The organism is Snodgrassella sp. ESL0253 (assembly GCF_013344965.1).
In the GTDB taxonomy this organism is placed as follows: domain Bacteria; phylum Pseudomonadota; class Gammaproteobacteria; order Burkholderiales; family Neisseriaceae; genus Snodgrassella; species Snodgrassella alvi_B.
Map to the genome: position 1 here is coordinate 344,569 of NZ_JAAEDQ010000001.1, position 12,882 is coordinate 357,450.

A 12,882-nucleotide genomic window follows, 5' to 3' on the forward strand; every position below is an offset into this window, starting at 1 on the left:
AAACATGAACTGGTTTAACCGCCTGAAAGGCTTGCGCCCCACTCAGGGGCTAGTAGTTGGCATCCCCTACATCTGGCTGCTGGTACTGTTTCTGGTACCGTTTTTTATTGTACTCAAAATCAGCTTTGCTGAGCAGGATATCGCCATTCCACCTTATACTCCGCTATATCATGTTGATGGCGATCTAGGGCGAGTGAATATTCTGGTCAGTTACCAGAATTACGCCGATATTTTCAACGATTTCTGGCAATCCCTCGGGCAAATGCTTATTGGTAATCGTGGTGACAACATCTACCTGCTGACTTACTGGCTGTCGATTAAAACCGCCTTTACCACCACACTAATCTGCCTTCTGGCGGGCTATCCGATAGCCTATGCCATTGCCCGGGCACCAGAAAAAATCCGCAATGGTCTGTTACTCGCCATCATGCTGCCTTTCTGGACTTCCTTTCTGTTGCGTGTGTATGCATGGATGAGCCTGCTCGGCCATAACGGCATCATCAATACCTATCTGCTGAAGTGGGGGCTTATCAACCATCCGCTGGATATGTTCTACAACTCATTCTCCCTAAATCTGGTGATGGTTTACGCCTATTTGCCCTTTATGATTCTGCCGTTATACACCCAGCTGGTGAAGCTGGATAACCATTTGCTGGAAGCAGCAGCTGATCTGGGGGCGGGCCCGATTAAGGCTTTTGTTTCCATTACCCTGCCCTTGTCCAAGGCCGGTATTATTTCTGGTTCAATGCTGGTATTCATTCCAGCAGTAGGCGAATTCGTGATTCCCGAACTGGTAGGCGGGCCAGAAAATCTGATGATTGGGAAAGTATTATGGCAAGCCTTCTTCGACCAGAACAACTGGCCACTGGCTTCAGCCGTAGCCGTAATCATGGTGCTGTTACTGGTGATTCCGATTACCCTGTTCCATCGCTATGAAACCCGCGAAATTGAAGAAGGAGCCGGCCATGCATAACCAAAAATCATCCTGGTTTCTCAGAGGCATGCTGATTCTGGGACTGGCCTTTCTGTACATGCCGCTGGTGATTCTGATTATTTACTCGTTTAATAGCTCGCGTCTGGTTACTGTCTGGGGCGGCTTTTCAACCCAATGGTATGGCAAGCTGCTACAGAACGAACAGATACTGGATGCAGCATGGTTATCCGTACGCATTGCCCTGTGTTCAGCCGCAGCAGCCGTTATTCTGGGTACACTGGCCGGTTATGCACTGGCACGTATCAAGCGCTTTCGCGGCAATACCCTGTTTGCCGGCATGGTATCAGCACCGATGGTTATGCCGGATATCATCACCGGCCTGTCCATGCTGCTGCTGATTATTCAGGTGCAAATGCTGCTGCAAAACAGTGCTTTCAGCTTCCTGTATTTTGAACGCGGCTTCTTTACCATCTGGCTGGGTCATACCACCCTGTGCATGGCTTACGTGACTGTTATTATCCGCTCGCGCCTGTCTGAGCTGAACCAGTCGCTGGAAGAAGCGGCCAAAGACCTTGGAGCACGTCCATTAAAAGTATTTTTCCTGATTACCCTGCCCTCTATTGCACCGGCAATTGCTTCTGGCTTCCTGTTATCCATTACCCTATCACTGGATGATCTGGTGATTACCTCGTTCCTGTCCGGCCCGGGTTCATCCACCCTGCCCATGATTATTTTCTCCAAAATCAAACTGGGACTGGATCCGCAAATGAATGTACTGGCTACCATCATCATCGCACTGGTAGGCACCTTGGCTATCGGTATCAACTACTGCATGATGCGACAAAATACCAGACGCGAACGGGAAATGGCTGAAGCCTACCGCCAGAGCCAATTACTTGAGACTAATAAATAATATCCGTTTACAATGGCAGTTATCTGATTCAAGATAACTGCCAATTTTTTTATCTTTCAGCCCTGTTTCACCCAGCGCCCATGTCTACATCATTCACGCATACAGAACCCATTCACAGCTATTATACTGCCAGCCGCAATGACCACACTCACTACCCCAGTGTACAGGGCACGATAGAAGTTGAAACGTGTGTTATCGGTGGTGGCCTGAGTGGTATCGGCACAGCATTGCCACTGGCACAGCAGCAGCGCAGCGTGGCGCTTATCGAAGCAGCACAGATTGGTTACGGCGCTTCTGGCCGTAATGGTGGTCAGGTGATTTATGGCTACGCTGCCGAAATGAGCAGCATAGCCAGCATGATTGGCCTGAAAAATGCCCAGACTCTATGGCAGTGGAGTCGCCAAGCCGTTGCTCTGGTAGAACAACAGATACAAACTTACCGGATAGACTGCGACTGGCACCGTGGCTATGCCCATGTTGCCATTCGGCCACGACATCTGCATGCCCTAACTGAATGGGTGAAAGAAGCCGCCACACATTATCACTTTCACGATTACCAGATATGGAATCAACACCAGCTACAACAACAACTGGCCAGTGAACGCTATGCAGGCGCGATATTTGACCATCAGGCCGGCCATTTGCATCCACTCAACTACACGCTGGGGCTGGCACGTGCTGCGGCAGCAGCCGGCGCATTGCTATTCGAACAATCCCCCATGCTTGCCCTTGAACCATGGCAGCATGGCTACCGGATTACCACGCCGAACGGCTGTATTATGGCCAAAAACATTGTTATCGCCGTTAACGCCTTTACCCGCAGCCTGCAACACGCGCCCATCCAGTCACTGGCAGCCAAAATTCTGCCAGTAGGCACTTATATGATTGCTACAGAACCATTAGGTGAGCGCGCTCAACAACTCATACTAAACAACATGGCCGTATGTGACACGCGTTTTGTACTTGATTATTATCGCCTCAGCGCAGACAAGCGCCTGTTATTTGGTGGCAAAGTTAACTACTCTGGCCGTGAGCCCGGCCAGCAGCAATTAATTCAGGGCATGCGCCGTGATATGTTAAAAGTTTTTCCGCAACTGGCAGACGTGCACATTGACTATGCATGGGGCGGACAGGTTGACATCAGCATGAACCGTATTCCCCATTTCGGTCGTCTTAATCCGCAGCTATACTTTTTACAGGGATTTTCCGGGCATGGTGTGGTTGCTACCGGACTAGGCGGACAGATTATTGCCGAAGCCATCGGCGGTGATGACAGTCGCCTGCGTCTGTTTGAAAAAATAACTCATCACAATTTTCCGGGTGGCAAGCTGTTACGCCTGCCGGCACAATGGCTTGGTGTCGGTTATTACCGCCTGAAAGATTTATTACCTTAAATTTAAGAGTACTAAACACAACTATAGTACAATCAATGTCCTGTTTTGAATTTTCAGCAACAAGCTACATGACTGTTTCCGATTCGACTGCCTTTTATCAACATGCCTTACAGCAGTGCCTGCTTATACAAACCAACCTGATGCAAAGCCACACACTGGCAAATGGAGAAAAAGTATGGGTACGACAGGCAGGCGCGCGCAACAGTATCTGGCGTTATCGTCTGTTAAGAATAGCCCAGCAAATCAGCGGTATTCACATGCTTCAGCCTGTACCCAATCTGGGCGGCATTCCTTCCCTGCAAACCGAAGCAGCCCGTTTGCAGGCTCTGGCCACAGCAGGCGTTCAGGTACCGGCCATTCTGGCACAGCAGCCGAATGCACTGATGATTAGCCACATTGGCGAACACAATCTAGAAAATGAATGGAAACAACACAAGCACCAGCCAGAAATCCTGCTGCAACGCTGGCAGCTTGGTCTTAACGCTATTGCGGAGGTACACAAACGCAAGCAATACCTGAGTGAAACCTTTGCCCGTAACATGATTTACGTGAATCAGCACAGCATAGGTTTTATTGATTTTGAAGACGACCCGCTGTCAGTTATGACCTTACCCCACTGCCATGCCCGCGACTGGCTGTGTTACTTGCACTCAGGCGCACGCCTGATGCAGGAATATAGCGTGGCCAGTCAGGCCAAAGCCTTGTGGGACAGTATGCTGCATAATCAGCCTCAAGAAGTTCACACTATTGTGGTCAACAGTTTGCGTAAAATCCGCTGGATGCGCTATTTCACCGCCAGATTTTATGGCAAAGACACCCTCAAGCTGGCAGCCATGGCCAGTTATGCCTGATATAACCGCATATCACTAAACTGATGATAATGCGGTTGCATTCAGACATAGCCAGCAATTATCCAAAACATAAAGGCTGTAGCACAACAATTGTGTGCTACAGCCTTATTTCAGATACAGACAAGCTTTAACTTACTGCCGCCTTCTGGCACTGCATCACCATTTCCTGCAACATCCACGGCTGTAATAACTGTATATGCTTGTGCTCAACCTTAATCCAGCCCTCATGCTGGAATTTGGACAGAGTGCGGCTCACTGTTTCAAGTTTCAGCCCCAGATAACTGCCAATTTCCTCACGTGACATGCGCAGAATAAAATCATTGGCTGCAAAACCACGGAAGCTCAGACGATGAGACAGATTAACCAGAAATGCCGCCAGACGTTCTTCGGCACGCATATTACCCAGCATCAGCATCAGCTCCTGTGTGCGCAGGATTTCCTGACTCAGCAGACGATAAAAATGTGTTTGTAATGAAGGTAACAGATTACTGGCATCTTCCAGATTATCAAACGGCAACTCACAAACTTCACTGTCTTCCAGAGCCACAGCATCACAGCCATGCATACTATTACAGATACCATCCAGCCCCAGCAGCTCACCAGACATAAAAAATCCGGTCACCTGATCACGCCCGTCCTGACTATTCACCATGGTTTTGAAAAAACCGGTGCGCACTGCAAATATTGCACTAAAAGGTTCTCCAGCACGAAACAGGTACTCACCTTTTTTCAGGCGACGACTCTGACGAATAATAGCACCTAAATCAGTTAATTCCCGTTCCCTTAGCATTACCGGCATACAAAGAACATACAGAGAACATTTCTCACATAACTTCTGTACTATTTCACCCTGTTTATGCAATCTAATCATAATATATTAATAATTACCTGTTACACTTTGCCAACGAACATCACCCAACCAATACATTGATATAAATCAAAATTTTTCTAAACAACCCTACACATTATTGATAGTGTGAATTGAATTTTCTATCAGACCCTGCTCTAATATAGAATGGGCTTATTATATAGTCACTGCTTTACTTTACTGCTGCATGTGCTTATTCTACCATAAATAGTTATCATCCTTATCTATTTCACCAAGCCATTCAACAAGAATAATCATTATTACCCAATGAACACACCACGCATCAACATAGAATTTGACCGCACTCTTATTGCATCCTTACCCGCTTCGGGCCCGCGCTACACATCCTACCCTACTGCTGACCGCTTTAATACCACCTTCACGGCTGTACAGTTACAGGCTGCCCTGCAGCAGCATATCGGCAGCCAGCCCGTATCCCTGTACGTACACGTACCTTTTTGCAATACCATCTGCTATTATTGCGGCTGTAATAAAATCATTACCAAAGATACCAGCCGCGCAGACCTCTATATCCAGTATCTGGACAAAGAGCTGGCACTTCTGGCGCAAAACTGGCAAGGCAAGCCCCTCTTGGCGCAACTGCATTTCGGCGGCGGCACACCCACCTTTCTTAACGACGACCAGCTAAGCCACATCTTTGCCAGCATCAGCCGCTACTTTACCCTAACCAGCCAGGGTGAATACTCCATTGAAATTGACCCACGCAAAGTTACCGCCAGCTCAGTTGCTCATCTGGGCAAACTTGGCTTTAACCGCATGAGTGTCGGCATTCAGGATTTCAATCCCGCCGTACAGCAGGCAGTCAACCGCATTCAGAGTGAAGCTGAAACCCGTGCCGTAATTGAAGCTGCACGCAATAATGGCTTTCAGTCAGTCAGCGTAGATTTAATTTATGGCTTACCACACCAGACAGAAGCTTCCATGCGCTGCACACTGGATCATGTACTGCAATTACAGCCAGACCGCATTGCCATGTATCACTATGCCCACCTGCCGCACCTGTTCAAACCCCAGCGGCGGATTGATACCGCAGCTGTACCAGACAGTAGTGTCAAACTGGATATCCTGCAAAATACCGTACAATACCTGTTACAGCAAGGATATATTTTTATTGGCATGGATCACTTTGCCAAACCGGATGACGAACTGGCTATTGCCCTGTCAGAAGGACGTCTGCAACGCAATTTTCAGGGTTATTCAACCCATGCCGACTGCGATTTAATTGCCATTGGCGTATCCAGTATTGGCAAAATAGCCAATATCTACAGTCAGAATGAAAAAGAACTGAACGCCTATTATCAGGCACTGGATGAAAATCGTCTGCCAGTTATGCGTGGCTACCAGCTTAACGCAGATGATTTACTGCGCCGACAAGTGATACAGGATTTAATGTGTCGCTTCCAGCTCAACTATCACGACTATAGTGCGGCCATACAACAGCCTTTTCAAACCTATTTCGCGACTGAACAGGCCGATTTACAGCAACTGGCACAGCTTGGTTTACTCAGCCTTACCGATCAGCAATTACAGGTTACCCCGAAAGGGCGTCTGCTGATTCGCAATATCGCTATGGTATTTGACTATCATTTACGTCAGAAACGCACAGAAGCCCAGTATTCGCGCACACTATAACGATTAAATAACACTAACTACTACCTGTTTAACTGCACCAAATCATGGTGCAAACTAATAAACGGCATAAACTGCTATTATGCTGTTTATTTAACAACAAATCACCTTGACGCTTAAAAGCTAAATCAGTTCCCATGGCAAGTCCCGCCGTTTATGAACTGGTTTTAATTTTTATGACACCGCTGCTGATTAGTCCAATTTACTTCCGGCATCTTTTCAGACACAATTCCCTATCCCTATAGATCATTCTTTAGGCCTAATCAATATATAAATACATCAAACGGCCAATATTCTTAGTATATGAATATGTTTACTTCACCCGATAGCCTGAACCAGTTTTTGCATTATGCCAGTACCACCACTATCCCGGCGATACTCAATCAGCGCCAACAATTGCTGCAACAACTGCCTGTTACCTTTCGGCGTGCTGCGGTACTCATGCCCTTCGACTGGAATCATGGCGCCACACAAATCTGGCTAAGTCAACGCAGTAAGCAGCTACGTCAGCACAGCGGACAAATCGCCTTTCCGGGCGGCAAACTGGAAGATAATGAAAACAGCATTACTGCTGCATTTCGCGAAAGCGCAGAGGAAGCCGGCCTGATTCGTCACCAATGGCATCTGGCCGGTACCCTGCCACCATGCTATCTTCCCAGCGGCTTTAAAGTCGTCCCAGTTCTGGCCTGGAGCAATGCACATCTGCAATGGCAGCCCAACCGTGCTGAAGTCAGCGAAATATTTGCCATTCCCCTGTCCATCGTTCTGAATAGCAGCCAATACCAGCAAAGCATCATGCGTTATCAGCAACGCCGGCTTCCCATTTACCATTTACATTACCAGCACTGGCATATCTGGGGTGCCACCGCCTGCATGTTACTGCATATGGCACAATGCTATCAGGCATGGTATCGACAAATGACATCAGTCCTGTAAATTAATACACAGCACTTCACCACACAGCTGTCGAACCTGTGCCAGACAATGTGCGGGTTTCAATGCCTGAAAAGCATAGGTAAGCTGTGCCTGAAAACTGCCACTGGCCACCGCATCTCCATCACCGGCCACACCACTGGGCATATCCAACGCTACCCGGAATACATCAGCCTGAGCCACCGCAGCAAAGCATTGCCTGACAATCTGTGGCAGCTCCCCATGAAAACCAATGCCATACACCGCGTCCACCACTACCTGCATGGATGGCAGTAATGTGTCCAACTGCGCGATATCCGCACACACTACCGTAGCAGGTAAGCTTGCCCGATTGGCCGCGGCCAGAACGGATAACTGCTGCTCCTGTAACCACATAATGGTTACCGGCCAGTGCTGCCACACCAATCTCCGTGCCAGCACCAAACCATCACCAGCATTATTACCCTTACCACAAAGCACCAGTGTATGCTGAGGAGCTGGAAAACGCCGCATCAAATCCTCTGCGGCGCGGCTACCCGCATGTTCCATCATTCTGGCATAGCTCAAACCAGCCTTATTCTGCTCATCTTCCCATGCCTTCATCTGCATTACAGTCCATACCGGCGTATGCATATCGCTTCCTTTTCCGAGCAAGGTAGGCAATGATCACGTTTAGGTACATTGGCGCTCAATCAGCACACCCACCTCTTTGACACCGGCCAGAATGCCCGGCTTCACAACCTTCACCCGCACCCACAATGCCCCGTAACGAGTGAGAATAAATTGCGCCACATATTCAGCCAGTGCTTCCAGCAACAGAAATTCCTGTTCAGCTAATGCCTCGCGCAAATTCTCAGCGACTCTAGCGTAATGAATCGTATCGTCAATATTATCGCTTTGCGCAGCCTGCTGAAAATCGGTACCAATATCCAAATCCAGCAGCAAAGTCTGTTGCTGCTGCCGTTCCCACTGATACACGCCAATCAGCGTCTGCACACTCATGCCATGTAAAAAGATAGTATCCATGTCCAACTCACTGGGCTAAAATGCAAACCCTTAGATTGTAGACTAAAGAAACCGCTTTATGGCTAACTACTTTGCAATTATCGGTGCCTATTTGTTGGGTTCACTGTCTTTTGCCGTTATTGTTTCGCGCTGCATGGGCATGCCCGACCCGCACAGCTATGGTTCTGGCAACCCCGGTGCCACCAATGTCCTGCGTAGCGGCAGAAAAAGCGCTGCCGCCCTTACCCTGCTTGGCGATGCATTCAAAGGCTGGCTGGCCGTCTGGCTGGCAGAGCACTATCAGGCTACATGGCAATTAGATAACAGCATCATTGCCATCGTGGCGGTAGCGGTGCTTATCGGCCACATGTGGCCGGTATTTTTCAAATTTAAAGGAGGCAAAGGCGTAGCTACTGCATTGGGCGTGCTACTGGCCTTATCATGGCCAACTGCACTGATTTGCGCTGCTGTCTGGCTTGTCATCGCCTTTGGCTTCAAAGTATCCTCATTGGCCGCATTAATTGCCACACTGATCAGCCCGTTTATCGCCTGGTGGTTTATGCCACAAACAAGCTGGGTATTTGCCGTTATTGTGATTGATTTACTCGTGCTGTACCGGCACAAAAGCAATATTAAAAATCTGTTCAGCGGGCGTGAAAGCAAAATCGGCGAAAGCAAATAAAGCACACTGCAACAGCCAATAAAAAAGACAGTTATCACAACTGTCTTTTTTATTAATACGAAAATTCCGGGATTTATTTCAAATTTTGCTTTTGCTGCTTGCGATTACGCCGACGCTGACGAATTTCAGCAATCTTGCGTTTAAAAAACTGCACACGCTGACGCTTTTTCCACCAGTAATACAATAAAGCCAGCAGACCAATACCAATGACAATATACACAACTGCCTGAAACTGATGCACCTTATGCATCAGCCAGTCGATGTTTTCCGCACCATATTCACCCAAATATACCCAGACAGGTACCGAAATCATCGCAGCCAGACCATCCATCAGCAAAAATTTCAGAATGGAAACCTTACCACTGATACCTGCCGTAATATAAATCGGCGTACGCAATCCCGGCAGAAAACGGGCGATAAACAGCACCCGGCTGCCATACTTATCAAATTTATCCTGCACCTGAGCATAACGCTTTGGCGTCATTACCCGCTGCACAAAACGGAATTTCAGAATACGATGACCGAATACCCGCCCGGCAGTAAACATCAGGCCATCACCTACCAGCACACCAGCCATGCCTACTACAAACATCGTATGCACATTCGCGTGCCCCAGACCGGCAATCACACCACCAGTAACCAGCGTTACATCTTCGGGTATTGGCACGCCAAAGCCACAGGCCACCAATACCAGAAATACAGCTGCATAGCCATATTCAGTAAAAAAAGCTTCCAGCAATGCAAACATAAAATGCCCGTTCTTCTCTCATTCTGGCCGGACAGATTTAATCCGCCAAACCCGCCACAATCGCATCTGCAATTTTTTCAGCTGCCTGCCGCGCAACTTCAGTTTGGCGTGCTTCCACCATCACCCGCACCACCGGTTCTGTTCCTGATGGACGAAGTACTACGCGTCCATTTTCTCCAAGTTGTGCTGTTACCTCGTCTGCCACCGGTGTGGCAATACTCTGCCAGTCCTGATCCGGCTCAATATGGACATTAATCATGGTTTGCGGAAAAGGCTGCCAATCAGTAAGTATACTGGCCAAATCCTGCTGTAAATCCTGCAAGGCTGCAAAGACCTGTAAAGCTGCGATAATCCCATCACCAGTATTATGTTTATCCAGACAAACAATATGGCCAGAGGCCTCACCTCCCAGCGACCATCGGTGCTGATGCAACTGTTCCAGCACATAACGGTCACCTACCTTGGCGCGGACAAAATCAATGCCCTGCTGTTTAAATGCCTGTTCCATCGCCAGATTGGTCATAACCGTGCCAACCACACCGCCATGCAGACAACCAGATGCAGCACGTGCCTTGGCAATAACATAAATCAGCGCATCACCATCATAAACTTTGCCAACCTTGTCCACCATCATCAGCCGGTCGCCGTCACCATCCAGCGCAATACCGTAGTCAGCCTCATTCTGTAATACTGCTGCCTGCAATGATTTAGTATAGGTAGCACCGATTTTCTGATTGATATTATAGCCATCAGGTTTATCACCAATGCATACCACATCCGCACCCAGTTCATGGAAAACCTTGGGCGCCACAGCATAGGCTGCACCATTGGCGGTATCTACCACCAGCTTTAAACCACGCAAATTCAAATGACTGGGAAAAGTAGACTTGCAAAATTCAATATAACGGTCAACCGCACCATTAATACGCCGGGCGCGGCCGAGCTGGCTGGAAGGCACAGTCTGCACCGGTTTTTCCAGTTCTGCTTCAATTTCTAGCTCCAGATGGTCACTCAACTTCACCCCACCCTCAGCAAAAAATTTAATCCCGTTATCGTGATAAGCATTATGTGAAGCAGAAATCATCACCCCGCAATCCAGACGCAGCGCACGGGTTAAATACGCCACACCCGGCGTAGGCAACGGCCCAGTAAGCAGCACATTCACGCCTGCCGCAGTAAAACCGGCCTCCATCGCCGCTTCCAGCATATAGCCGGAAATACGCGTATCCTTACCAATCAGCACAGTAGGCTGATGATCAGTTCCATGCTGCACTAAAACATGACCGGCGGCATAAGCCAATTTCAGTACAAATTCAGGCGTAATCGGAAACTTGCCTACTTCACCACGTATCCCGTCAGTACCGAAATATTTCTTTGCCATTACCAGCTCCAAGCATTTAAAACAAGACTGTTATTGTAGAACAGGCATAGCCGTTCAGTCAGTAAATAAAATGGTATTTAAGGATTCATTCAACTCATATCCCCCAATACAGCATACTATTTCCCGCTAAAGCATGAACCCAGACACTTAATCACATGCCTATCGCCAATACATATCTTATAGCTACCTTTATCTATTATCCGAATATTGCCACAATGACAAAATCATAAAAGCAACTGACACAGATAAAGCACATATTCTTTCACGACACACGAACACCCAAAGCAGCCCATACTTGCAAACCTTGTCGGGTTTCACGCACATCATGTACCCGTACAATCGCAGCACCGCGTGCCACTGCTGCCACTGCCGCCACTACACTGCCTGCAACCCGCTGCTGCGGATCTGTTTCAGCCGTGAGCAAACCAATCATCGTTTTACGCGACACACCAATCAGCGCCGGACAGCCGGCAAGCGTCTGCCATGCTGCAAAATCCTGCATCAAAGCAATATTATGCTCAAGGGTTTTACCAAAACCAAAACCCGGGTCTACCGTCAGGCGTCTGCGGCTAATACCAGCCTGCTCACATACCCGCACCCGCTGCTGCAAATACCGACCAACCTCTAGCACCACATCCTCATAGACAGGATTATGCTGCATATTCTCCGGCTGCCCCTGCATATGCATCAGACACACCCCCACATCCTGCTGCTGCGCCAGCAAAGCCACTGCATCAGCATCTTCCAGTGCCTGAATATCATTAATCCCGTCTGCAAGCTGCTGTTCGAGTAACTGGCGCATTACCCATGCACGTCGTGTATCCACCGTTAACGGCACATTCCAGGTGATCAATTCACGTAATACCGGCTCAATCCGTGCCCACTCCTCCTGCGGCGATACAAAAGCCGAGCCCGGACGTGAACTTTCCCCGCCAATATCCAGAATATCAGCCCCATCTTTCAGCAACTGCTCGGCATGATTTAACGCCACCGTCAGCGAAGTATTGTAACGGCCACCATCAGAAAATGAATCCGGCGTTAAATTGACAATCCCCATAATTTTCGGCTGAGCCAGATCAACCTGAAACCGGCCACACTGCCAGTAGGTTTGCATTGAACTATCCATAATCAATCATTATCTTTCAACAATAGCCAATACAGCTGCATTTACCTGTACTCACTGCTGATAGTAGTGACATCAGCTGCTAAGTACCTCAAACCAGCCTGTGGCATTTCTCAATATCGAATCCGTTATCAGTTAAACAAATACATAATCTTCACTAACCATACCCAGCTAAATATCACATAGCGCCAATTGCATCAGCGTGGCAATCATTTAGAAAACGCCCAAAGTCATATATGCAAACCCAAACACCAGCCCTATGCTTTGACATAGCAAGCAACACTCGCCTGACATCAAAGATTCTCCGTCTTTTACTTCATACCAACCAGAATCCTGCCTATACAAACAGCATAGTATCAGAATAATCCTGCAACAATATTGATTTAAACTACTATTATCTAATAGCCACTACCTTTGCCAA

General features: G+C 48.1%; 13 protein-coding genes. 7 read left to right on the plus strand and 6 right to left on the minus strand.

All coding sequences use genetic code 11. From position 1 onward, the window contains the following. Positions 1–4 precede the first annotated feature (4 nt). The 4 genes from GYX26_RS01505 (at position 5) to GYX26_RS01520 (ending at position 4,092) form a co-directional block, all read left to right on the plus strand. The gene (locus tag GYX26_RS01505; protein ID WP_174827757.1) at positions 5–973 is read left to right on the plus strand and encodes an ABC transporter permease subunit; all 969 of its coding nucleotides are present in this window, start codon (positions 5–7) and stop codon (positions 971–973) included. After that, on the plus strand, positions 966–1,847 hold the full coding sequence (locus tag GYX26_RS01510; protein ID WP_174827758.1) for an ABC transporter permease subunit: 882 nt from the start codon (positions 966–968) through the stop codon (positions 1,845–1,847). Before GYX26_RS01505 ends, GYX26_RS01510 begins: the two co-directional genes overlap by 8 nt. An 80-nt stretch (positions 1,848–1,927) precedes the next feature. Continuing rightward, positions 1,928–3,241: an FAD-binding oxidoreductase gene (locus GYX26_RS01515; RefSeq protein ID WP_174827759.1), complete on the plus strand. Its 1,314-nt coding sequence runs from the start codon at positions 1,928–1,930 to the stop codon at positions 3,239–3,241. 68 nt (positions 3,242–3,309) lie between these two features. Then, complete coding sequence (locus GYX26_RS01520; protein ID WP_174827760.1) at positions 3,310–4,092, plus strand: hypothetical protein; 783 nt, start codon at positions 3,310–3,312, stop codon at positions 4,090–4,092. Between the two features lie 127 nt (positions 4,093–4,219). Here GYX26_RS01520 and fnr read toward each other — a convergent pair whose 3' ends face one another. Further along, a complete protein-coding gene (gene fnr, locus GYX26_RS01525) occupies positions 4,220–4,963 on the minus strand; it encodes a fumarate/nitrate reduction transcriptional regulator Fnr (RefSeq protein ID WP_174827761.1) in 744 nt (247 codons plus the stop codon). 264 nt (positions 4,964–5,227) lie between these two features. Between fnr and hemN the strand changes: the two genes are divergently transcribed. Together hemN and GYX26_RS01535 are read left to right on the plus strand one after the other, a co-directional pair. Beyond that, the gene (gene hemN, locus GYX26_RS01530; protein WP_174827762.1) at positions 5,228–6,613 is read left to right on the plus strand and encodes an oxygen-independent coproporphyrinogen III oxidase; all 1,386 of its coding nucleotides are present in this window, start codon (positions 5,228–5,230) and stop codon (positions 6,611–6,613) included. A gap of 306 nt (positions 6,614–6,919) precedes the next feature. After that, a complete protein-coding gene (locus tag GYX26_RS01535; RefSeq protein WP_174827763.1) occupies positions 6,920–7,546 on the plus strand; it encodes a CoA pyrophosphatase in 627 nt (208 codons plus the stop codon). On the opposite strand, the gene GYX26_RS01540 is transcribed toward GYX26_RS01535, so the two are convergent. Next, positions 7,535–8,155: an NAD(P)H-hydrate epimerase gene (locus GYX26_RS01540; RefSeq protein WP_174827764.1), complete on the minus strand. Its 621-nt coding sequence runs from the start codon at positions 8,153–8,155 to the stop codon at positions 7,535–7,537. The two genes, GYX26_RS01535 and GYX26_RS01540, sit on opposite strands and share 12 nt — an antisense overlap. A 39-nt stretch (positions 8,156–8,194) precedes the next feature. Further along, the gene (gene folB / locus GYX26_RS01545) at positions 8,195–8,548 is read right to left on the minus strand and encodes a dihydroneopterin aldolase (protein ID WP_100089402.1); all 354 of its coding nucleotides are present in this window, start codon (positions 8,546–8,548) and stop codon (positions 8,195–8,197) included. Between the two features lie 58 nt (positions 8,549–8,606). On the opposite strand from folB, the gene plsY reads away from it, so the two are divergent. Further along, the gene (plsY, locus tag GYX26_RS01550; protein ID WP_100089403.1) at positions 8,607–9,209 is read left to right on the plus strand and encodes a glycerol-3-phosphate 1-O-acyltransferase PlsY; all 603 of its coding nucleotides are present in this window, start codon (positions 8,607–8,609) and stop codon (positions 9,207–9,209) included. A gap of 73 nt (positions 9,210–9,282) precedes the next feature. On the opposite strand, the gene GYX26_RS01555 is transcribed toward plsY, so the two are convergent. The 3 genes from GYX26_RS01555 to folP all read right to left on the minus strand — a co-directional run bounded on the left by GYX26_RS01555 (position 9,283) and on the right by folP (position 12,464). Continuing rightward, positions 9,283–9,957: a DedA family protein gene (locus GYX26_RS01555; protein WP_174827765.1), complete on the minus strand. Its 675-nt coding sequence runs from the start codon at positions 9,955–9,957 to the stop codon at positions 9,283–9,285. 37 nt (positions 9,958–9,994) lie between these two features. After that, the gene (gene glmM / locus GYX26_RS01560; RefSeq protein WP_174827766.1) at positions 9,995–11,338 is read right to left on the minus strand and encodes a phosphoglucosamine mutase; all 1,344 of its coding nucleotides are present in this window, start codon (positions 11,336–11,338) and stop codon (positions 9,995–9,997) included. 262 nt (positions 11,339–11,600) lie between these two features. After that, positions 11,601–12,464, minus strand: coding sequence for a dihydropteroate synthase (folP, locus tag GYX26_RS01565; protein ID WP_238791198.1), 864 nt, complete (start codon positions 12,462–12,464; stop codon positions 11,601–11,603). Positions 12,465–12,882 lie beyond the last annotated feature (418 nt).

What these genes read in the sequence shown, in the direction of transcription:
- GYX26_RS01505 (WP_174827757.1), top strand. Translation starts at nt 5, where the DNA reads ATGAACTGGTTTAACCGCCTGAAAGGCTTGCGCCCCACTCAGGGGCTA.
- GYX26_RS01510 (WP_174827758.1), top strand. Translation starts at nt 966, where the DNA reads ATGCATAACCAAAAATCATCCTGGTTTCTCAGAGGCATGCTGATTCTG.
- GYX26_RS01515 (WP_174827759.1), top strand. Translation starts at nt 1,928, where the DNA reads ATGTCTACATCATTCACGCATACAGAACCCATTCACAGCTATTATACT.
- GYX26_RS01520 (WP_174827760.1), top strand. Translation starts at nt 3,310, where the DNA reads ATGACTGTTTCCGATTCGACTGCCTTTTATCAACATGCCTTACAGCAG.
- fnr (WP_174827761.1), bottom strand. Translation starts at nt 4,963, where the DNA reads ATGATTAGATTGCATAAACAGGGTGAAATAGTACAGAAGTTATGTGAG.
- hemN (WP_174827762.1), top strand. Translation starts at nt 5,228, where the DNA reads ATGAACACACCACGCATCAACATAGAATTTGACCGCACTCTTATTGCA.
- GYX26_RS01535 (WP_174827763.1), top strand. Translation starts at nt 6,920, where the DNA reads ATGTTTACTTCACCCGATAGCCTGAACCAGTTTTTGCATTATGCCAGT.
- GYX26_RS01540 (WP_174827764.1), bottom strand. Translation starts at nt 8,155, where the DNA reads ATGCATACGCCGGTATGGACTGTAATGCAGATGAAGGCATGGGAAGAT.
- folB (WP_100089402.1), bottom strand. Translation starts at nt 8,548, where the DNA reads ATGGATACTATCTTTTTACATGGCATGAGTGTGCAGACGCTGATTGGC.
- plsY (WP_100089403.1), top strand. Translation starts at nt 8,607, where the DNA reads ATGGCTAACTACTTTGCAATTATCGGTGCCTATTTGTTGGGTTCACTG.
- GYX26_RS01555 (WP_174827765.1), bottom strand. Translation starts at nt 9,957, where the DNA reads ATGTTTGCATTGCTGGAAGCTTTTTTTACTGAATATGGCTATGCAGCT.
- glmM (WP_174827766.1), bottom strand. Translation starts at nt 11,338, where the DNA reads ATGGCAAAGAAATATTTCGGTACTGACGGGATACGTGGTGAAGTAGGC.
- folP (WP_238791198.1), bottom strand. Translation starts at nt 12,464, where the DNA reads ATGGATAGTTCAATGCAAACCTACTGGCAGTGTGGCCGGTTTCAGGTT.